The sequence below is a fragment of the Streptomyces griseorubiginosus genome, assembly GCF_036345115.1.
In the GTDB taxonomy this organism is placed as follows: Bacteria; Actinomycetota; Actinomycetes; order Streptomycetales; family Streptomycetaceae; genus Streptomyces; species Streptomyces griseorubiginosus_C.
This window is the reverse complement of record NZ_CP107766.1, coordinates 2,989,010-3,009,417: the sequence shown is the minus strand read 5'-3', so window position 1 is coordinate 3,009,417 and position 20,408 is coordinate 2,989,010. Positions and strand designations below refer to the sequence as shown.

Genomic DNA, 20,408 nt, shown 5'->3' with positions numbered 1-20,408 from the left:
AAAACTTGGCAATTGCGGCCGCTGTTACTTCCAGTAAGTCAGAGGCGTTGATCTGTCGGATTCTGTCCATCGATCAACTGCTTTGTCCTCCCGCTGTTTGCCACCCAGCGTCGCCGTCCGAGACCAGCGGGTCGTTGTTCGGTTATCCGGCCGTTACTACCGAGTAACGAAGCCCCTTGTGCGGGCGGCGAGAATGCACCACGATCGGCGACGCTCGGTCCTTTCCCGTACCCCGACAGCCGGTCGGGCGCCGGGAGTCCCTGGGTCCCCACCGAGCAGAGCCGGCGGCAGGTGCGCCGGTTCTTGGACAGGGGGGTCTTCGCCCAACCGGCGAAGCCTGTCCAGCAAGGTTGTGCGTGATGCGTGTCAGGCGCGACCAGTGGTTGTCGCTCGGGGGTGATCGCCGGTGATCGGTGCGCGGTTCGCGCCTCCGAGTGCAGGCGCTCTCCTTCCCGAGGACGTAGCACTTCTCCCATCCCTGCCCGGCTGAGCCGTCCTTTCGAGAGGGCAGTCAGGGCCGGAGATGTACGTCCGAGAAGGAGGAAATATGGAGTCCCAGGTGCGTGGCGGGACCAGATGGAAGCGGTTCGCTGTGGTCATGGTGCCCAGCGTCGCCGCGGCCGCGGCGGTGGGCGTCGGGCTTGCGCAGGGTGCGCTCGCCGCTTCGTTCAGCGTCTCCGGCCAGCAGTTCAAGGTGTCGGCGGCTGAGCTGCACGGTACTGGCTTCGCTCAGTACGGCGGTATAGACACCGTCTACAAGCAGGTCGACGGCAAGGAAAAGACCCAGGTGCCGGTCGCGATCTCGTCGTTCGACGACGCGACCATCAGCAAGATGTGCCAGTCGGTCAAGACCACCATCCCCCTCATCAACAAGACGTTCTACCTGCGTCTTGACGCGGGTGGTGGCAAGACGCCGGTCTCGGCCCACAACCTCTACATCGATGTCGCCGACCTCCAGGCCAACGCGGAGTTCACGAACATCGACATCGGCGTCGCGGTCAAGGACAAGACCCGCGGTCCCGACGTGAAGGCCGGCGAGAACGTGCTGCCGGGCGGCTTCGCCCAGCAGGCGGAGAAGGCCGACCTCTACGACGTCAAGCAGACGGCCTGGGCGACCACGGCCGGCACGTTCAAGCTGAGCGGCCTGTCGATGAAGCTCGGCACGGACGCCGACATGGAGTGCTACTGACGGCTCCTGCACCGGGATGTCCTGGGGGCGGCTGAGCCGTCCCCAGGGGGGCGGCGGAGCGTTCGCTCCTCCGCCCCCGCCCGGGCGACGGTGCCGCGGGCACCCGTACAGACTCAGATCTTCCGGCTTCACACGCCTACGGCCGAGCCGGTACGAAATTCCACCGGACCAGGGAGCTTTTTCCATGAGTGCCGAGACTCCGGTCCAGAGCGTCGGGACCTTCACCCGGCTGCGTCTGCGATTCCGCGCCTGGCGGGGCAACCGGCCGTTCTGGGGGGGCCTGTTCACCCTGCTCGGCGGGGTGCCGATCGCCTACTTCCCCTACGCCACACTCAAGTTGGGCACCATGTCGATCGCCATGGCGACGACTGCGGGTGCCGGCTCCCTGATCATCGGCGTACTGCTGGTCACGCTGGGCCTGACCATGTGGTTCCAGCAGGCCACCCGGGTCTTCGCCGGTGTCGCCGCCATCGTCCTCGCCCTGGTGTCCCTGGTGGTCTCCAACATCGGCGGCTTCATCCTGGGCTTTCTCTTCGCGCTGATCGGCGGAGCCCTTGCCGTCTCCTGGGCACCGGGCGCGCCGCCGCAGCCGGGAGCGCAGGACGGCAGGGACAGCGCGGGTGACGCGCCCCAGGCCGCCGACCCCGACACCACCCTCCTCCGTCCCGTGACGGACGACATTGCCGCGCCGCCCTACGAGCCGGAGTCCGGCCGTGACGCGTCGTCGGACCGTACGCCCGAGAACGCCTGGGCCGGCGGCGAGGACGCGAACGGGGGGTACCGTGTCGGCTGAGAACCTTCAGGGCGAGGGCTCCGCGGCCGCCGCGGAGGTCAGAACCGGGCCTCGGCACGCGGCGCCCAAGAAGCCGCTGTTCAACAGGTTCCACATGCCGGCCGGCAAGGCGATAGCCATGGCGGCCATGCCGACCGCCGTCCTCATGGGCATCGGGTTCACCCCGACGCTCGCCCTGGCCGACGACGCGCCGACCGCCAAGAGCCTGACCGCGGACGAGTACAAGGACTGCATAGCCGCCCTGGACGGCAGCGCCTCCCCGTCCGCGTCGGCGAGCGAGTCCCCGTCCACCGACGACCCCACCGCGACCCCGTCCCCGTCGGCCTCCGCCGGCTCGGGATCGAACTCCGGCTCGGGCGGCTCCACTTCGTCGGATTCAGGTTCCGACGACAAGGCCACGCCGACCCCGTCGCCCTCCGCCTCCGCGAGCAAGGAGACGAGCAAGGAGGAGAGCAGCTCCTCCGACACGGGCTCGGGCTCCGCCACCGCGACGCCGTCCTCCTCCGCCTCCGCGAGCGACGACGGCAACCTCCTGACGGACATCGGCGACGCGATCACCGGGATCTTCACCGGCGGCAAGGCCTCCTCGACCCCGACGAGCGAGCCGAGCGCCACCCCGACCCCGTCCGCGTCCGCCTCCCAGAGCGCCTCGGACCCCGTCAAGGAGACGACCGACAAGGTCACCGACACGGTGAAGGACACCGTGAAGGACACGACCGACACGGCGTCCAAGGCGGCCGAGGACACCAGCAAGGCCGTCGAGGACACCACCAAGGCGGCGGCCGACGCGACGGCCTCCCCGAGCCCCTCGGCGAGCTCCTCCACCGACCCGGAGGACTGCCCGGTCGCCACGGACGACGTGGGCGACACCGAGCCCGGGGTGACGGTGGCGGACAACGCCTGGACCCTGAAGGCCAGTTCGCTGACCCTCAAGGGCGCCGACTACCAGGGCATCGTCAAGGTCAAGACCGCGAGCGGCAAGACCAAGAAGGTCCTGAAGTACGTCATCTCCGGCGGCACCGACATCGGCGACCTCCACCAGATCGTCACCGAGCGCGGCAAGACGTACCACGTGCAGGCCGGCAAGGGCACGACGTCCAAGATCACCGGCGGCAAGACCACGATGTACACCGAGAGCATCTCCGGCAACCTGCTGGGGCTGATCCCGATCACGTTCAGCCCGGACAACCCGCCCCCGCTGAACATCCCCCTGATCTACTTCACCAACGTGACGGTCCAGCAGGCCGCGCAGTACGGCGGAACGCTGACCGTTCCCGGGATGCACCAGTACAGCGAGGGCTGAGCCCCCACGAACCCTTCCGGGAGCCGCACAGGCTGAGGGCGCCCCCTGACATCAGGGGGCGCCCTCAGCGCCGTAGCGCCACAAAAGTAGTGGTGTGCCACATCCGTAAAACCCCTTCACAGTTTTCACACAGCCGTCATAGGGTGATTTCAGCCATGGACATGACCATCCATGGCGCGGGGGTGGGGCCGGGTCCGTGCACACCCCTGCCGACCACGTCGACGGGGGCTTCCCACCGTGATACCGAATTCTCCGGGCCGTCCGCTGATCCGGACGGCCCTCCTCGCGCTGGCCGGCGCCGTGACCGCCGCACTGGCGCTCACGACGGCGCACCCAGCAGCGCCGACCGCCGCGCCCGAGCCGCGTCCGCAGGGCGCGACCGCCGACGGCGCCCCGCTCCTCCAGCAGGCCGCGACCGACGGCACCGGGCTCTCCCCGCTGCTCGCCCGCGGCAAGGACGGCCGCCTCTGGGACTACGAGCCCAAGGGCACCGGGGGCTGGAAGGCCCGGGTGGACATGGGCGGCGGCTACTCCTCCGCCAGTGCGCTCGTCCAGGCCGGCATCTCCGACTCCGGCCGCGGCAACGACCTCTACTTCCGCATGGGCGGCACCCTCTACTACACCGCCGAACGCGGCAACGAGACCAAGAGGCTGGGCACCGGCTGGGACCAGTACAACCTCCTCGTCTCCGTCGGGAACATGGCCGGCAGCGCCCAGCCGGACCTGGTCGCCCGCGGCACCGACGGCCAGCTGTGGCTCTACCAGGGCAAGGCCGACGGCACCCTCTCCGCCCGGATCCGGATGAAGGACTCCACCGGCTGGAACGGCATGAGTCTCATCGCCGGACGCGGCGACTACACCGGCGACGGCATCGCCGACCTCGTCACCCGCAACAGCGCGGGCAACCTGCTGATCTACCCCGGCACCGGCAAGGCCACCGCCGACGCGGTCCTCGGCACCAGCACCTCCCTGGGCAACGTCGACTGGAAGGACTACACCGCGCTCGTCTCGACCGGCGACAACAACGGTGACGGCAAGACGGACCTGATGGCGGTCGACGCCGCGGGCGCCCTGTGGCTCTACAAGGGGACCGGCACCGCCGGCGCCCCCTTCAGCGCCCGCACCCAGATCGGGACCAGCGGCTGGACCCAGTACAACCTGCTGTTCTGAGCCCCCTTCCCGCCGTACTCACAGACAGGTTTCCCATGCGTACCCACGCACGCAGACGGGGGCTCCTCGCGAGATCCCGTTTCCTGCCCCTGACCGCGATGGCCGTCGCCGGTGCGATCGCGGTGTCGGGCGGTCAACTGCCCGACCTCACCGGACAGTCCGAGCGCACCGCCGGCGCGGCCGACCCCCTCCCCACCGCCTTCGACGCGAAGGCCTCCGAGCGCGTCCGCCAGGAGCAGTGCCTCCTCAGCGGAGTCCTGCGCAAGGGCGGCCCGGCGATGAAGGAGGTCGCCCGGGCCGGCCTCGTCGGCACCGAGGACCAACTGCACACGGCGGCCGACCCGTCGTACTGGAACACCACCGCGCTCAGCTCGGCGTACGACAAGGACAAGGCGGCCGCCGACGCCAAGATGGACGAGCTGTCCGGACGCCGCGCGGTGTGGGAGACGTCCCTCGCCGTCCAGACCCAGCCGCCGCCCTACACGTACACCGGCTTCCAGTGGGTCGAGGACAAGGACAACCCGTTCGGCAAGATCAGCCTGAGCGCCTGGGTCGCCGCCCAGTTCTGGAAGCAGGAAGGCGACTTCTACACCGACCCGCACCCCCTCGCGAACAAGGCGTCCGTCGACGCGGCCACCGCCGTCTACAACTCCCGCTACGGCAACGACCCGAACGCGGACTACAAGGACGAACAGGCCTGGCAGTCACTGCAGTTCATGCACGGCATGTACGCCGACGACGCCCGGCTCTTCCTCCAGTACGGCGGTTTCCCCACCACCGCGCCCGACCCGGACTCCATGGAGTTCCGGATCGACGTGGAGAACCTCAAGGCCCGCTTCGCGTCCTGCGCGTACACCGACCCGCAGGACCCGCACGAGGTGCTCGGCGCCGAGCTCGCCACCGCGCACACCGAGTGGGAGGCGGAACTCGACGGCCAGAAGAGCCAGCGGGACACCATCATCAGGGCCGAGAAGCAGGCGGCCGCCGATCTGTCCACGGCATCCCAGGCCCTCGGTGAGGCCCTCGCCCAGTCCCTGATCGCGAGCCGGCTCACCGACTGGCAGGCCTACTGGACCGGCCAGAAGGCCGCCGACCACCCGAACGACTACCCGACCACGGCCGAGTTCACCAAGGTCAAGGGGTGGATCGTGGACGCCCAGGGCCGGGCCGGCGGACGTCTGTACGTCGCCTCCCGCGCCGCGCTGTCCGCGAAGGCCCAGGCCGACGCGGTCACCCAGGCACAGACCCAGGCGTACGGCATCGCCGACGCGGCCGGTCTGCCGCGCGGCCGGGGGCTGCTGTACGGCCAGCAGGCCGCGCAGGTCACCAAGGCGTCCGCGGCCGCCGCACAGGCCGCCGCGAAGGCCGTGGAGACCGCGTTCAACGCGACCCGCGCCTCCGCCGCCGACAGCAAGACGCTCGACTCCCTCGCCAACACCCAGGCGCACGCCGCCAAGGCCGAGTTCCGGCGCATCGCCGCGCAGGAGGCCGAGGCCCAGGCCAAGGCCGCCGCCGAAGGCGCCGCCAAGCAGGCCGAGGAGGCCGCCAAGCACGCCTCCGAGGCCAAGGCCGCGGAGAACAAGGCCAAGGCGGCCGAGCAGACCGCCAAGAACGCGGCGGCCGACGCCAAGGCCAAGCGGCAGAAGGCCGAGGCCGAGCGGGACTACGCCAAGTCGCAGGCGGACCTCGCCGCGGCCGAGCGGAACAAGGCGCACGACGCCGAGGGCCGCGCCCAGTCCCAACGGCAGGTCGCGGCGGACAAGTTGTCCGACGCGCAGGCCGCGGGCGCCACGGCGGCCGACAAGAAGGACGCGGCCGTCGCCGCCGAGAGCCGGGCGAGGAACGCCCGCAACGGCGCCCTCGCCGCCGAGGACCGCCGCGACAGCCTGGTCGCCAAGGCCGAGGCCGCGGAGGCGCTGCTGGCCGCCGTGGACGGCACCGCCGACGCCATCGAGGCACGACAGGCCGCCACCAAGGCCCGCTCGGCGGCCGACGACGCCACCGCCGCGGCCACCGCGGCCCGGCAGGCGGCGAACGAGGCCACCGCGGCGGCCACCAACGCCCGTGAGGCGGCCACCAGGGCCGAGGGGGCCGCCAAGCGCGCCCAGTCGGCCGCGGACGGCGCCAAGCGCGATGTCGCGATCACCGAGTCCGCGGTGAAGAAGGCGCACGCGGCCGCCGCGGACGCGATCGCCGCGTCCCAGGCCGCCAAGTGGAACGCCATCGCCGCCAAGGCCGAGGCCGAGACCGCGCGCAAGGCCGCCGACAAGGCACGCGGCGACGCCGTGGTCGCCCGCTCCGAGGCCGTCCTCGCGAACGCGGACGCCGTCCGCACCGCCGGATACGCCTACTCCACCGCGCAGGCCGCCGCGGCCGCCCGGGACTCGGCGGCACAGGTCGTCAAACCCGCCAACGACGCCATCGAGCTGGGCTCCCCGTACGCGGAGACCGACTCCTCGGCGGGCCTCGCCGTGCTGACCGGACAGGCCGCCAAGACCGCCGCCCAGCAGCAGGTCGCCGTCGCCAACGCCAAGGCGGCCCAGGCCAAGAAGGCGGCCGCCGAGGCCAAGGCCCTCGCGGCCCAGGCCAACGCCGACGCGAAGGCGGCGGCCGAGGCGGCGGCGAACGCGGCCGAGTGGGCCGCGCAGGCCAGCACGTCGGCAGCGGCGGCGCAGGCCTCGTCGGACGCGGCAGCCGCCTCCGCCAAGGCGGCCCAGCGGTCCGAGGCCAACACCGTCGAGTACAACAAGCAGGCGACCGCGGACGCGGCCGCCGCACAGACCGCGGCCACCGCGGCCGACGGCTACGCCACCGACGCGGACGCCTCCGCCGACGCGGCCGAGCGGGACGCGGCGAGCGCCCGCAGCGCGGCCGACGCGGCCGAGGCCGACGCCTCCACCGCGCGGTCCGTCGCCGACAAGGCGGAACGGGACGCGACCGAGGCCGAGGCCGCCGCCGCCAACGCCCGCAACCTCGCCGTGGAGGCCGCCGAGGCCGCCATCCGCACCCAGCAGGTCGACTTCGAGGACCGCAAGGAGCAGGAGCGCACCGCCGACGGCGGCGGCACCGGCGTCGAGGGCGTCGTGATGAAGCCCAGCGGCGACTCCAAGGTCGACATCAACCCGCTGAGCGACTGCGTGGGCAGTCACTCCGGTGGCGACATCGGCTGCGAGATCGACCTCGAGTTCCACATCTACGGCGAGATGGACTTCTACATCGAGTCCTGCCCGCTGCCCGGTGTGGACCGCGCGCACTGCGGCTCGTCGATCCAGCGCGACTACCTGACGAGCTCTCCCCTGGACGTGACGTTCAAGGAGGAGAACGTCCACATCGACGGGATCAAGCTCACCGAGTCCGTCCTGAAGGCGGTCGCCACGGGAGCCGTCGCGGACATCGTGGGCTGCTACAAGCGCAAGCTGAGCAGCTGCCTGTGGCTGTTCGGCAGCATCATCGTGCCGGAGCTGCTGATGCGCGCGGCGGCGGCCGCGTTCGCGGTGCGTACCGCGATGAAGGGCGGCGCCGGGCTGGGCGCGGCGATGTGGGGCCTGCGGGGCTCCGGGCTCGCGGCCTCCGCCATCGCGAGGCTGGAGGAGGCGGGGATGAAAGCCCTGCTCTCCATGTGCTTCCCTGCCGGCACCCAGGTCGACACCGCCGACGGCCCGAGGGACATCGAGGACCTCCGGGTCGGCGACCGGGTCTGGTCAATGGATCAGCGGACCGGCAAGAGGTCCCTCAAGCCCGTCGTGGAGCTGTTCCACCGAGTCGTCGACCGGCTGGTCCGGGTCGAGACGGCACATGGCACGGTCGAGTCGACCGACTCCCATCCGTACTGGGTCCAGGACCGAGGTTGGACAGATGCCCGGGATCTCCGTCCCGGTGACAGCCTCAGGACCCCGGACGGCGGCGCGGAGAAGGTCGTCGGTACGTCTGTGGTCGAGGGGACCGTCGACGTCTTCAACTTCGAGGTCGCGGACAACCACACGTACTACGTGTATGCGGGCTCGACACCGGTGCTTGTCCACAACAACTGTGTCGAAGAACTGGCCAAGAACCTCGTCAAGGACGGTGACCACATCGTTCTTGGGATCAACCCGTACTCCGACACTCTGGCCGACACGCTGAAGGGCGGCGCCCGGACGTTCAACAACAAGCACTTGTTCGACAGGCCGCATCCGAACTCCGACGGCCGGCCTTTCTGGATGGTGGCCGTGGAGGACACCCTGGCGAACTCCCGGGTGAAAGTCAGTGTCTCGCTCGACGGTGTCCCGGACGCGAAGAATGCCGCTGATGCCCTGGAGAAGCTCATCGCGCGAGGTCGTCCTCTGGTGGGTGCCGACTGGACGCTGGCCACGAAGAGCGGCAACGGCACCGCCTGGGAGATGGCGACACTCCGGCTCAAGGTGGTCAACGGCGCGAGAAGATGGACCGACTTCGACTGGTACATGACCAAGCCGGGCGAGAAGGTGCCGAGTCTCGTCACCGACATGCCCGTGCCCGACTGGGCGATGTGACCCGAGAACCCACAGAACAGGGAGAACAGCAGCAATGCCAGAGTTCGTGCGCGAGGGGCGGTTGTTCCGGGTCGTGAGCTTCGACCCGTCGCACCGCCAGCTCATCCTGCGCAGTGACGCCACCCTGATCGACGGGACCGACACCCGGGTCGAGGTGTACTTCGGACATGTGGAGCTGATGCTCCTCAAGCCGATCTACGAGAAGGGCCTCCGGATCCGCAGGGCCGGTGAGGCCGAGTTCGCGGTGCTGAGGGAGCGCCATGACCTCAGCGCGGAGGACGCCGCCTACGCGTGGCTGATCGACCCGGCCGGAGGCGACTTCGTGGTCTCCGGCCGGCCCGAATGGCGTGAGGCCGCCTGTACCTTCGAGGAGCCGTCCCTGTTCGACTACACCCACACCTGGCCCGAGGGCTTCCCCGTGGAGTCGGGCACCGTCGGCTGACACTCCGACACCCAGAACGCCTGAGGGCGCCCCCTGCCACAGGGGGCGCCCTCGGTGTCGTACGGGAAAGGGCTACTTCGCCGTGCCCCCGATGTGGTGGACGCGGAGCATGTTCGTGGTGCCCGGGACGCCCGGAGGGGAGCCCGCGGTGATGATGACGATCTCGCCCGGGTTGAAGCGGTTGATCTTGGCGATCTCCTGGTCGACCATGTCGACCATCTCGTCCGTGGTGTTGACGAAGGGGACCACGTGGGACTCCACGCCCCAGCTGAGGGTGAGCTGGTTGCGGGTGTTCTCGTCGGTGGTGAAGGCGATGATCGGCTGCTCGGCGCGGTAGCGCGAGAGGCGGCGGGCGGTGTCGCCGGACTGGGTGAAGGCCACCAGGCCGCGGCCGCCGAGGAAGTCGGCGATCTCGCAGGCCGCGCGGGCGACCGAACCGCCCTGCGTGCGGGGCTTCTTGCCGGGGACCAGCGGCTGCAGGCCCTTCGACATCAGCTCCTGCTCGGCCGCCACGACGATCTTCGACATCGTCTTCACGGTCTCGATCGGGTAGGCGCCGACCGAGGACTCCGCGGACAGCATGACCGCGTCCGCGCCGTCCAGGATCGCGTTGGCCACGTCGGAGGCCTCGGCGCGGGTCGGGCGGGAGTTGGTGATCATCGACTCCATCATCTGGGTCGCCACGATCACCGGCTTGGCGTTGCGGCGGCACAGCTCGATGAGGCGCTTCTGCACCATCGGGACCTTCTCGAGCGGGTACTCGACGGCCAGGTCGCCGCGGGCCACCATGACGGCGTCGAACGCCATCACGACACCCTCCATGTTGTCCACCGCCTGCGGCTTCTCCACCTTGGCGATGACGGGGACCCGGCGGCCCTCCTCGTCCATCACCTTGTGGACATCGTCGACGTCCCTGGCGTCCCGCACGAAGGACAGCGCGACCATGTCGCAGCCCATGCGCAGCGCGAAGCGGAGGTCCTCGACGTCCTTCTCGCTCAGCGCGGGGACGTTGACCGCCGCGCCGGGCAGGTTGATGCCCTTGTGGTCGGAGACGACACCGCCCTCGATGACGATCGTCCGGACCCGGGGGCCCTCGACGTCCAGGACCTTCAGCTCGACGTTGCCGTCGTTGATGAGGATCTGGTCGCCGCGGGAGACGTCACCGGGCAGCCCCTTGTAGGTCGTGCCGCAGATGGTCTTGTCACCCGGGACGTCCTCGACGGTGATGACGAACTCGTCACCGCGCTCCAGCTCGACCGGACCCTCGGCGAAGGTCTCCAGGCGGATCTTCGGGCCCTGGAGGTCGGCGAGGACACCGATGGCCCGGCCGGTCTCCTTGGCGGCGGCACGGACGCGGTCGTACCGCCCCTGGTGCTCGGCGTGCGAGCCGTGGCTGAAGTTGAAACGGGCCACGTTCATGCCGGCCTCGATCAACGAGACCAGCTGCTCGTGGGAGTCGACCGCGGGGCCGAGAGTACAAACGATTTTCGAACGGCGCATGGGGCGATCCTATCGGTTTGTTTCGCGACGGAATATTCCGTCTGGCGGAAGAAACAAATGAGGGGAGGGGTGCTCAGTTGTCTCCGACCAGTGCGTAAGTCTGGGTCGCGATTTCCAATTCTTCGTCGGTCGGCACCACCGCGATGGTTACTCGCGAGTTCTCCCGCGAGATCAGTCGCGGCCCGTCCGCGCGTACGGCGTTCCGCTCCGGGTCGAGGAGCAGTCCCAGCTCCTCCAGGCCCGCCACGGCGGCCTCCCGCACCGGTGCCGCGTTCTCCCCGACCCCGGCCGTGAACGCGATCGCGTCCACCCGGCCGAGCACCGCGTAATAGGCGCCGATGTACTTCTTCAACCGGTGAATGTAGATGTCGAATGCGAGCTTCGCCTGTTCGTCACCCTCGTCCACCCGGCGGCGGATCTCCCGCATGTCGTTGTCCCCGCACAACCCGATCAACCCGCTCTTCTTGTTGAGAAGAGTGTCGATCTCGTCCGTGGACATTTTGCCAACGCGCATCAAATGGAAGATGACGGCGGGGTCCATGTCTCCCGAGCGCGTACCCATCACGAGCCCCTCCAAGGGGGTCAGCCCCATGGACGTGTCCACGCACCGCCCGCCCCGCACGGCCGAGGCGGACGCCCCGTTGCCGAGGTGCAGCACGATCACGTTCACCTCTTCCGGTGACTTCCCCAGCAGCTTCGCCGTCGCCCGGGACACGTACGCGTGCGAGGTGCCGTGGAAGCCGTAGCGCCGGATGCGGTGGGCGTCGGCGGTCTCCACGTCGATCGCGTACCGCGCGGCCGACTCCGGCATCGTGGTGTGGAACGCGGTGTCGAACACGGCGACCTGGGGCAGGTCCGGGCGCAGCGCCCGCGCGGTGCGGATACCGGTGAGGTTGGCCGGGTTGTGCAGCGGGGCGACCGGGATCAGCCGCTCGATCTCGGCGAGCACGGCTTCGTCGATCACGGTCGGCTCGGTGAAGGTCTTGCCGCCGTGCACCACACGGTGGCCGATGGCGGCGAGCTCGGGGGAGTCCAGGCCGAGCCCGTCCTTCGCCAGTTCCTCCGCCACGGCCTTCAGCGCGGCCTCGTGATCCGCGATCGGGCCGGTCCACTCACGGGACTCGCCCCCCAGGGGCGTGTGCTTGAGCCGCGAGGACCGCTCGCCGATGCGCTCGACGAGCCCCGTCGCCAGCCGGCCGCTGTCCCGCATGTCGAGCAGCTGGTACTTCACCGACGAGGAACCGGAGTTGAGGACGAGGACGCGGGTGGCGCTCACTGGGCGGAAGCCTTCTCGGTCGAAGCGGTCGAAGCGGCCGGGTTCTGGGCCTGGATCGCCGTGATGGCGACGGTGTTGACGATGTCCGAGACCAGGGCGCCCCGGGACAGGTCGTTGACGGGCTTGCGCAGGCCCTGCAGCACCGGGCCGACGGCGATCGCGCCGGCCGAACGCTGCACCGCCTTGTAGGTGTTGTTGCCGGTGTTGAGGTCCGGGAAGATCAGCACCGTCGCCTGCCCGGCCACGTCCGACTCCGGCAGCTTGGTCTCCGCGACGGTCGGCTCGACCGCGGCGTCGTACTGGATCGGCCCCTCGATCTTGAGGTCGGGCCGGCGGGAACGCACCAGCTCGGTGGCCTCGCGCACCTTGTCCACGTCGGCGCCCGACCCGGAGGTGCCCGTGGAGTACGACAGCATCGCGATCCGCGGCTCCACGCCGAACTGCTCGGCGGTCGCGGCCGACTGGATGGCGATGTCGGCGAGCTGCACGGCGTTCGGGTCCGGGTTCACCGCGCAGTCGCCGTACACCAGCACCTTGTCGGCGAGGCACATGAAGAAGACCGACGACACGATGTCGGCGTCCGGCTTGGTCTTGATGATCTCGAAGGCCGGGCGGATGGTGGCCGCCGTGGAGTGCACGGAACCCGACACCATGCCGTCGGCGAGACCCTCCTGGACCATCAGCGTGCCGAAGTAGTTCACGTCGGAGACGACGTCGTAGGCGAGCTCGACGGTCACGCCCTTGTGGGCCCGGAAAGCCGCGTACTTCTCGGCGAAGGTGTCGCGCAGCTCGCTGGTCGCCGGGTCGATCAACTGGCAGTCGCCGAGGTCGATGCCGAGGTCGGCGGCCTTCTTGCGGATCTGGTCGACCGGGCCGAGCAGGGTCAGGTCGCAGACGCCGCGGCGCAGCAGCACCTCGGCGGCGTGCAGGACGCGCGGCTCGGTGCCCTCGGGCAGCACGACCCTGCGCCTGTCGGAGCGGGCCGTCTCCAGGAGCTGGTGCTCGAACATCATCGGGGTGAGGCGGTCGCTGCTGGGCGCGGAGACCCTGCGGGCGAGTTCGGCGGTGTCGGCGTACCGCTCGAACAGACCGAGCGCCATCTCCGCCTTGCGCGGGGTGGCCGCGTTCAACTTGCCTTCCAGCGCGAAGAGTTCGGCGGCGGTAGGAAAGCTGGTGCCCGCGACCGAGAGCACCGGGGTGCCGGGGGCGAGGCGCGCGGCGAGGGTGAGGACCTCGTCGCTCGGCACCTCGTCCAGGGTGAGCAGCACGCCGGCTATCGGCGGGGTCCCGGCGCTGTGCGCGGCGAGCGAGCCCACGACCAGGTCCGCGCGGTCGCCCGGGGTGACCACCAGGCAGCCCGGGGTCAGGGCGTTCAGGAAGTTCGGCAGCATCGCGCCGCCGAAGACGAAGTCCAGCGCGTCCCGGGCGAGCCCGGAGTCGTCGCCGAGGATCACCTTCGCGCCGAGGGCCTGGCCGATCTGGGCGACGGTGGGCGCGGCGAGCGCGGGCTCGTCCGGTACGACGTAGCAGGGCACCGGCACCCGGCCCGAGAGCCGCTCGACGATCTCGTCGCGGTCCTCCCTGGCCACCCGGTTGGTGACCATGGCGAGCACGTCACAGCCGAGGCCCTCGTAGGCCCGGTAGGCGTTGCGGGTCTCCGCCAGCACCGACTCGGCGGGCTGCTTGCGGCCGCCCACGACCGGGATCACGGAGGCGCCGAACTCGTTGGCGAGCCGGGCGTTGAGGGAGAGCTCGTCGGGGAGCTGGGTGTCGGCGAAGTCGGTGCCGAGCACCAGGACGACGTCGTACTCGCGGGCCACCAGGTGGAAGCGGTCCACAAGGGTGGAGACCAGCTCGTCGGTGCCGCGCTCGGCCTGGAGCGCGGACGCCTCGTGGTAGTCGAGGCCGTAGACGGTGGCCGGGTCCTGGGAGAGCCGGTAGCGGGCGCGCAGCAGCTCGAAGAGCCGGTCGGGACTGTGGTGCACCAGCGGCCGGAACACCCCCACCCGGTCGACCTGGCGGGTCAGCAGCTCCATGACCCCCAGCTCGACGACCTGGCGGCCGTCGCCGCGGTCGATCCCGGTCACGTACACGCTGCGGGTCACGCCTGATCTCCGTTCCATCGCCTACGAGAAGTCGCCTCATGAAAATCGCCCACCGAGGTGAGCGGAAACCCTCTTGACAGTACCCCGGTCGACGGATAAGGCGCCCGTCAGCATCGGATGCGACCGTGGTGTGCGGGACGTGAAACAATCGGACCTGGCTCACCGGTATCAACAGCGAGCAGGAGACACAGCACGATGCGCATCGGAGTTCTCACCGCAGGCGGCGACTGCCCCGGCCTGAACGCCGTGATCCGGTCGGTCGTGCACCGCGCGGTCGACAACTACGGCGACGAGGTCATCGGCTTCGAGGACGGCTACTCCGGCCTGCTCGACGGCCGCTACCGCGCCCTCGACCTGGACAGCGTCAGCGGCATCCTGGCCCGCGGCGGCACCATCCTCGGCTCCTCCCGGCTGGAGCGGGACCGGCTGCGCGAGGCGTGCGAGAGCGCCTCCGACATGATCCACGAGTTCGGCATCGACGCGCTGATCCCGATCGGCGGCGAGGGCACGCTGACGGCGGCCCGCATGCTGTTCGACGCCGGTCTGCCGGTCGTCGGCGTCCCGAAGACGATCGACAACGACATCTCCTCCACTGACCGCACCTTCGGCTTCGACACCGCTGTCGGCGTCGCCACCGAGGCGATGGACCGCCTCAAGACCACCGCCGAGTCGCACCAGCGCGTGATGGTCGTCGAGGTCATGGGCCGGCACGCGGGCTGGATCGCCCTGGAGTCCGGCATGGCCGCCGGCGCCCACGGCATCTGCCTGCCCGAGCGCCCCTTCGACCCGGCCGACCTGGTCAAGATGGTCGAGGAGCGCTTCGCCCGCGGCAAGAAGTTCGCGGTCGTCTGCGTCGCCGAGGGCGCCCACCCCGCCGAGGGCACCATGGACTACGGCACCGGCGAGATCGACAAGTTCGGCCACGAGCGCTTCCAGGGCATCGGTACGGCCCTGGCGTACGAGCTGGAGCGGCGGCTCGGCAAGGAGGCCAAGCCGGTCATCCTCGGCCACGTCCAGCGCGGTGGCGTACCCACCGCCTACGACCGGGTCCTCGCCACCCGCTTCGGCTGGCACGCGGTGGAGGCCGCGCACCGGGGCGAGTTCGGCCGGATGACCGCGCTCAAGGGCACCGACATCGTGATGGTGCCGCTCGCGGAGGCGGTCACCGAGCTGAAGACGGTCCCGAAGGACCGGATGGACGAGGCGGAATCGGTCTTCTAACGCCCTCGGGGGCCTCTTCAGTCTGCAGGCCCCCTCAGGCATACGGCACAGTCTCAGGCCACGGCAGTCTCAGGCATACGGCCGTCTCAGGCCCCCTCGGGCTTACGGCCGTCTCTCGACCGCTTCCCAGAATCGCTCCACGATCTGGTCCAGGAAATCCCGGCCGGCCTCGCCGGCGCGATCGCCGCCACCGCCCCAGCTCAGGGTGGACACCATCTGCCCCTGGTACTGCCGGTGCAGTTCCTGGAGGGTGTCCTCCACCAGACGCCGGTCCAGGGGCACGATCCTGGCGACCTGCCGGACGTAGGCCTGCCAGCGCGTGCCGACCGCGCCGCGCAGACACTCGGCGAGCCGTTTCTCGCGCCCCGTGACGGCCACGAAGTCGGGCAGGGTCAGCTCCAGCAGGTCGGCGAGGGCGGTGGACTGGCGGTCGGTGCCGCGCCACTCGTCGTGTTCCTCCATGCTCAGGTAGGCGAGCAGTTCGAGCCCGACGGCACGGGCCACGTCCTCGGGGGCGATGCCGCGGGCGACGCGGTGCTCGCGCAGGGTGCGGGGGCGGCCGATGAGTTCACCGGGGGAGCACCACAACACGCCCGCGAGAGCGGTGAGTTCCGGACTGGTGGGACACACGATGCCGCGCTCCCAGGCGACGACGAGATCCGGGGTGACGTAGGGGAGCCCGTAGGAGACGCGCAGCCCGTAGGCCACGTGCTCGGGCCCCATGTCGAGGGCGACACGGAGTCTGCGGGCGGTGAGGTGGTCGAAGGGGGGTCCGGGCTGGTTCGGCAGGGCTGGGGGTCGGCGCACGGCCCACAAGTTAGGGAAGCGCGGAGCCGGTGACTACGGTCTGTTCGGCCAGGAACACGGATTGTAGGAATCTACGGTTTCGACCACCGGTTCGGGCTGGCTGAAGATCGTCTGTCGGCGGCGCGGGGGCGGTCGCGAGGATGGCGCCGGATGCCCGGACGGGTGGCCGGAAAGAGGTGTGATCTTCGTGTACGAAGTGAATGGCAAGGTAGAGGGGCATATTCGCGAGCGCTTGCTGGCGCCGAACTTCTGGCATCTCGCGACGGTCGGTCCGGATGGAGCGCCGCAGGTCTCGCCCATGTGGGCGGATCTCGAAGGTGAGTACGTCATGGTCAACACGGCGATCGGGCGGGTGAAGGAGGAAAACCTGCGGCGCAATCCGAACGTCTCCCTCTCCCACCACGACCCCGAGAACCCCTACGACCGCGTCGAGATCCGGGGCCGGGTCGTCCGCTTCGTCGAGGGCGAGGAGGCGGACCGCTCCATGGACCGCCTCACCCGGAAGTACATCGGCGAGGACCGGTACCCGTGGCTCCTGGAGGGCGAACGGCGGGTGATGCTGCTGATCGAACCGGTGCGGGTGCGGAGGGTGGTGGGGGTCGAGCCGTTCCGCCCCGGGGTGCTGCCGGGGACGTGAGCGGGGTCCGCCGACGGGGGTGGGGGCCTCGTGGCACAGCTCGCGTTCGCCGGGGTGCGGTGGGCGACCGACGTGCCGGGCGCCCCGCCGACGCCACCCGCGTGTGCTCGTCGTCGGTGGGCTCGCCCTGTCGCCCGGGCCGCGGTCGGCCTCGGACCGGTTGCCCGCGGTGCGGCCGGGGCGGGCCGTGTCCGCCCTCGGCGGGGTTGGATGGAGCACCGGGCGTCCCGAGGTCCGGCCCGACGGGCAAGCGTCCGTGCTGCTCGCCCCGGCGGGGGGCTTTGGGGGCAGCGGGCTTCGTCCGGGTTCGTCGAGTGTCGGGGGCGACCGACGTGCCGGGCGCCCCGAGCCGGTTCGACGGGCACGGCGCCGCGTCAGCCCTTCACCGCCCCGCCGAGCGCGAACCCTCCTCCCAGTCGCCGCGCGACCAGCACGTACAGCAGGATCACCGGGGTCGAGTAGACGATCGAGAACGCGGCGAGCTGGCCGTACGCCACCATTCCGCGGTTGCCGAAGAACTCGTTGATGCTGACGGAGGCCGGCATCTGGTCCGGGGTGAGCAGCAGCATGAAGGGGACGAAGAAGTTGCCCCACATCATGACGAAGGCGAAGACGGTCACCACCGCCACCCCCGGGCCCATCAGGGGGAGCACGATCCTCGTGAGCGACTGGAGGGAGTTCGCCCCGTCGGTCCAGGCGGCCTCCTCCAGTTCCCTCGGCACCCCGTCCATGAAGTTCTTCATCAGCCAGATGGCGAACGGGAGTTGGGAGGCCGCGAAGAACAGGATCGTGCCCTGGAGGGTGTCGATCAGGTCGACCTGCACGAACAACGCGTAGACCGGCACCATGATCGCCGTGATGGGCAGGCTGGTCGCGAAGAGGATCGTCAGCAGGAACGGCCGGTTGAGGCGGGAACGGAAGCGGGACAGCGGATAGGCCGCGAGGGCCGCGCAGACCACCGTCAGGGCGGTCCCCCCGCCGCACAGCAGCAGGCTGTTGAGCAGCGGGGTGAAGGTGATGTCCTCGGTGAGGATCGCCTCGAAGTGGGCGGTGGTCAGCCCGTCGGGGACCTTCACCCTCAAATCGGCGTGCGGGTCGAGGGCGGACAGGACCACCCAGGCCAGCGGCAGCAGGAAGGTCGAGGCGAGCACCAACAGCCCCGCGTCGGCGGCCAGTCGGCGGTTTCGGCGGCGGTCGGACACGGCCTCAGACCTCCGTCCGCAGCAACCGCATGTAGACCACCGAGAACAGCGACCCGACCAGGAGCAGCAGCAGGGCCACCGCTGTGCCGTAGCCGATCATGCTGTTCTGGAAGGCCTGTTCGTACATGAACAGCGGCAGCGTCTGGCTCCGGTCGCCGGGCCCGCCCCTCGTCATCACCCAGATCAGCCCGAACACCGACAGCGTCTGAAGGGTGTTGAGCATGAGGTTCGTGCCGATGGAACGGCGGATCATCGGCAGGGTGATGTGCCACAGCCGCCGCAGGCCACCGGCACCGTCGACCTCGGCGGCCTCGGTGATCTCCTTCGGGATCTCGTTCAGGGCCGCCGAGTAGACCAGCATCGAGAACGCGGTGCCGCGCCACACGTTCGCGAAGGACACGGCCAGGATCGGCAGCGTGAACAGCCAGTTCTGGGACGGGAGACGGAGCAGGTCGAGGATCGCGTTCAGGGTGCCCTCCCTGCGGAAGAAGGCGTAGAGGAGGAAGCCCGCGACGACCTCCGGGAGCACCCAGGCCGTGATGACGATCCCGCCGGTGAGGGTGCGGACGGGCTTCGAGGCGCGCCGCATCAGCGAAGCGAGCGCCAGGCCCAGGGTGTTCTGCCCGATCAGCGACGACAGGACCGTGAACACCAGCGTCAGCCATACGGCGTTGAGGAACTCCTCGTCCCGGAAGGCCGTACGGAAGTTCTCGAAGCCGACGAAGGACGACTCGGCCTGACCGGTCAACTGCAGGTCGGTGAAGGCGATCCAGGCGCAGTAGGCGATGGGCCCGGCGAGGAAGAGGAGCAGCAGGACGAGGGCGGGGGTCAGGGGGAGGGCGCGGGTGAGCGGACGGAGGCTCACCGCGTGGTCACCTGGCCGTCGGTGACCTCCTTGAGCGTGTCGTCGTACCCGCTCGCCGCGTCCGCGACCGACCGGTCCCCGGTGGTGACGCCCTCCATCGCCTCCTGGATCGCGGTGGAGACCTTCGGGTACGCGGGGTAGGCGGGCCGGTAGTGGGTGCTGGCGACCAGGTCGGTGAAGAACCTGATGCTGGGCTGGGCCTTGGCGTACGCCGGGTCCTCGGCGACGTCCTTGCGTACGGCGATGCCCGAGTTGGCCACGTACCACTTCTGGGCGTTGGCCTTGGTCTGCATGGTCTTGACGAACTCGAAGGCGAGGTCGGGGTTGGCCGCCTTGGCGGGCACCGACCAGGTCCAGCCGCCGGACATGCTCACCTTGCCGGGGGCTTGGCCGTGCTGCGTGGGCATGTACGCGAGCCCCAACCTGCTGGACCACTCGGGCCATTCGTGGCCGCTGCCCTCCAGCCAGTCCTGCGGGAGCCAGGAGCCGTCGAGGTTGATGCCGAGCTTGCCCTTGGGGAGCAGGTCGCCGCGGACGATGGTCTGGATGTTGGGGTCGAGGGCGGTGGAGACGTCCGGGCCGAGCTTCTCCCGGTAGACCGTCTCGACGAAGGCGAGGGCGTCCTTGAAGCCCTGGCCGCCGGCGATCCACTTCTTGGACGTCGAGTCGTAGAGGGGGTCGGTGGTGCCGTCGCCGGTCCCGTCGCTCGTCCCGTAGAGCAGCATCTCGAAGCCCTGCATGGTGGCCGCCTCGCCGGCCGGTTTGCCGGTGTAGACGTTGAGGGGTGTCACGTCCGGGACCCTGCGCTTGATCGTGCGGGCCGCGTCCAGGATCTCGTCCCAGGTCTTCGGCTGCCAGTCGGTGGGGAGACCGGCCTTCGCGAAGATCCCCTTGTCGAACCAGAGTCCGCGGGTGTCGGTGCCGTCCGGGACGCCGTACGTCTTCCCGTCCTCGGCCTTCGCGGCGGCCTTCGCGGTGTCGATGAACTGGTTCCAGTCGGGCCACTTGGCGAGATAGGCGTCCAGGGGCTTCAAGTACCCGCTGGTGATGTCGGAGTTGATGAGGAAGGTGTCCTCGTAGACCAGGTCGGGGGCGGTCTTCGCGGAGCGGAGCATCTGCTGGAGCTTGGTGTAGTACTCCGAGTCCGGGGCCTTGATGGGGACGAGCTCGACCTTCTTGCCGGGGTTCGCCTTCTCGAACTGCTTCTTGATGTCCGCGAGGTAGTCGTCCATGACGTGGATCGAGTTGTCGGTGGACTGCTTGAAGGACACCCTCACGGTGTCGGGGTCGCTGCCGGAACCGCCGCCGCAGGCGGTGAGGGTCGCGGCGGCGGCGAGGGCGGTGGTGAGCAGGGCGGTTGTTGCGGCGGTGGGGCGCACGGGCATGA

At 70.0% G+C, this 20,408-nt stretch carries 15 protein-coding genes; 8 read left to right on the top strand and 7 right to left on the bottom strand.

Features of this window, described 5'->3' with window-relative positions; translation table 11 throughout:
- Positions 1 to 547 precede the first annotated feature (547 nt).
- The 6 genes from OHN19_RS13290 (at position 548) to OHN19_RS13265 (ending at position 9,408) form a co-directional block, all read left to right on the top strand.
- Complete coding sequence (locus OHN19_RS13290) at positions 548 to 1,189, top strand: DUF6230 family protein (protein ID WP_330264403.1); 642 nt, start codon at positions 548 to 550, stop codon at positions 1,187 to 1,189.
- Between the two features lie 184 nt (positions 1,190 to 1,373).
- Positions 1,374 to 1,982, top strand: a complete 609-nt coding sequence (locus OHN19_RS13285; protein WP_330264402.1) for a DUF6114 domain-containing protein — start codon at positions 1,374 to 1,376, stop codon at positions 1,980 to 1,982.
- Positions 1,972 to 3,285 carry a hypothetical protein gene (locus OHN19_RS13280; RefSeq protein ID WP_330264401.1) on the top strand — a complete coding sequence of 438 codons (1,314 nt, stop codon included), beginning with the start codon at positions 1,972 to 1,974 and terminating at the stop codon, positions 3,283 to 3,285. Before OHN19_RS13285 ends, OHN19_RS13280 begins: the two co-directional genes overlap by 11 nt.
- 237 nt (positions 3,286 to 3,522) lie before the next feature.
- A complete protein-coding gene (locus OHN19_RS13275) occupies positions 3,523 to 4,455 on the top strand; it encodes a VCBS repeat-containing protein (protein ID WP_330264400.1) in 933 nt (310 codons plus the stop codon).
- A 35-nt stretch (positions 4,456 to 4,490) separates the two neighbouring features.
- On the top strand, positions 4,491 to 8,966 hold the full coding sequence (locus OHN19_RS13270; RefSeq protein ID WP_330264399.1) for a polymorphic toxin type 27 domain-containing protein: 4,476 nt from the start codon (positions 4,491 to 4,493) through the stop codon (positions 8,964 to 8,966).
- A 34-nt stretch (positions 8,967 to 9,000) separates the two neighbouring features.
- Positions 9,001 to 9,408, top strand: a complete 408-nt coding sequence (locus OHN19_RS13265) for a hypothetical protein (protein WP_330264398.1) — start codon at positions 9,001 to 9,003, stop codon at positions 9,406 to 9,408.
- A gap of 72 nt (positions 9,409 to 9,480) precedes the next feature.
- Here OHN19_RS13265 and pyk read toward each other — a convergent pair whose 3' ends face one another.
- The 3 genes from pyk to pta all read right to left on the bottom strand — a co-directional run bounded on the left by pyk (position 9,481) and on the right by pta (position 14,289).
- On the bottom strand, positions 9,481 to 10,908 hold the full coding sequence (gene pyk, locus OHN19_RS13260; RefSeq protein ID WP_330264397.1) for a pyruvate kinase: 1,428 nt from the start codon (positions 10,906 to 10,908) through the stop codon (positions 9,481 to 9,483).
- 73 nt (positions 10,909 to 10,981) lie between these two features.
- Entirely contained in the window at positions 10,982 to 12,184 is a 1,203-nt protein-coding gene (locus OHN19_RS13255; RefSeq protein ID WP_330264396.1) for an acetate kinase, read from the bottom strand.
- The gene (pta, locus tag OHN19_RS13250) at positions 12,181 to 14,289 is read right to left on the bottom strand and encodes a phosphate acetyltransferase (protein WP_330264395.1); all 2,109 of its coding nucleotides are present in this window, start codon (positions 14,287 to 14,289) and stop codon (positions 12,181 to 12,183) included. The genes OHN19_RS13255 and pta overlap by 4 nt, the downstream gene beginning before the upstream one ends.
- Before the next feature lie 195 nt (positions 14,290 to 14,484).
- Here pta and OHN19_RS13245 point away from each other — a divergent pair, with 195 nt between their 5' ends.
- Positions 14,485 to 15,510 carry an ATP-dependent 6-phosphofructokinase gene (locus OHN19_RS13245; RefSeq protein ID WP_330264394.1) on the top strand — a complete coding sequence of 342 codons (1,026 nt, stop codon included), beginning with the start codon at positions 14,485 to 14,487 and terminating at the stop codon, positions 15,508 to 15,510.
- Positions 15,511 to 15,612: 102 nt separating this feature from the next.
- On the opposite strand, the gene OHN19_RS13240 is transcribed toward OHN19_RS13245, so the two are convergent.
- A complete protein-coding gene (locus OHN19_RS13240) occupies positions 15,613 to 16,317 on the bottom strand; it encodes a helix-turn-helix transcriptional regulator (protein WP_330264393.1) in 705 nt (234 codons plus the stop codon).
- Positions 16,318 to 16,495: 178 nt separating this feature from the next.
- Here OHN19_RS13240 and OHN19_RS13235 point away from each other — a divergent pair, with 178 nt between their 5' ends.
- Positions 16,496 to 16,954 carry a PPOX class F420-dependent oxidoreductase gene (locus tag OHN19_RS13235; RefSeq protein ID WP_330264392.1) on the top strand — a complete coding sequence of 153 codons (459 nt, stop codon included), beginning with the start codon at positions 16,496 to 16,498 and terminating at the stop codon, positions 16,952 to 16,954.
- A gap of 374 nt (positions 16,955 to 17,328) precedes the next feature.
- Here OHN19_RS13235 and OHN19_RS13230 read toward each other — a convergent pair whose 3' ends face one another.
- From OHN19_RS13230 to OHN19_RS13220, 3 genes are read right to left on the bottom strand one after another with little or no spacing between them, the layout of a single operon-like run.
- Entirely contained in the window at positions 17,329 to 18,156 is an 828-nt protein-coding gene (locus OHN19_RS13230) for a carbohydrate ABC transporter permease (RefSeq protein ID WP_330264391.1), read from the bottom strand.
- 4 nt (positions 18,157 to 18,160) lie between these two features.
- Entirely contained in the window at positions 18,161 to 19,021 is an 861-nt protein-coding gene (locus OHN19_RS13225) for a sugar ABC transporter permease (protein ID WP_330264390.1), read from the bottom strand.
- Positions 19,018 to 20,406: an extracellular solute-binding protein gene (locus OHN19_RS13220; RefSeq protein ID WP_330264389.1), complete on the bottom strand. Its 1,389-nt coding sequence runs from the start codon at positions 20,404 to 20,406 to the stop codon at positions 19,018 to 19,020. Before OHN19_RS13220 ends, OHN19_RS13225 begins: the two co-directional genes overlap by 4 nt.
- Between the last annotated feature and the right edge of the window lie 2 nt (positions 20,407 to 20,408).

What these genes read in the sequence shown, in the direction of transcription:
- OHN19_RS13290 (WP_330264403.1), top strand. Translation starts at nt 548, where the DNA reads ATGGAGTCCCAGGTGCGTGGCGGGACCAGATGGAAGCGGTTCGCTGTG.
- OHN19_RS13285 (WP_330264402.1), top strand. Translation starts at nt 1,374, where the DNA reads ATGAGTGCCGAGACTCCGGTCCAGAGCGTCGGGACCTTCACCCGGCTG.
- OHN19_RS13270 (WP_330264399.1), top strand. Translation starts at nt 4,491, where the DNA reads ATGCGTACCCACGCACGCAGACGGGGGCTCCTCGCGAGATCCCGTTTC.
- OHN19_RS13265 (WP_330264398.1), top strand. Translation starts at nt 9,001, where the DNA reads ATGCCAGAGTTCGTGCGCGAGGGGCGGTTGTTCCGGGTCGTGAGCTTC.
- pyk (WP_330264397.1), bottom strand. Translation starts at nt 10,908, where the DNA reads ATGCGCCGTTCGAAAATCGTTTGTACTCTCGGCCCCGCGGTCGACTCC.
- OHN19_RS13245 (WP_330264394.1), top strand. Translation starts at nt 14,485, where the DNA reads ATGCGCATCGGAGTTCTCACCGCAGGCGGCGACTGCCCCGGCCTGAAC.
- OHN19_RS13220 (WP_330264389.1), bottom strand. Translation starts at nt 20,406, where the DNA reads ATGCCCGTGCGCCCCACCGCCGCAACAACCGCCCTGCTCACCACCGCC.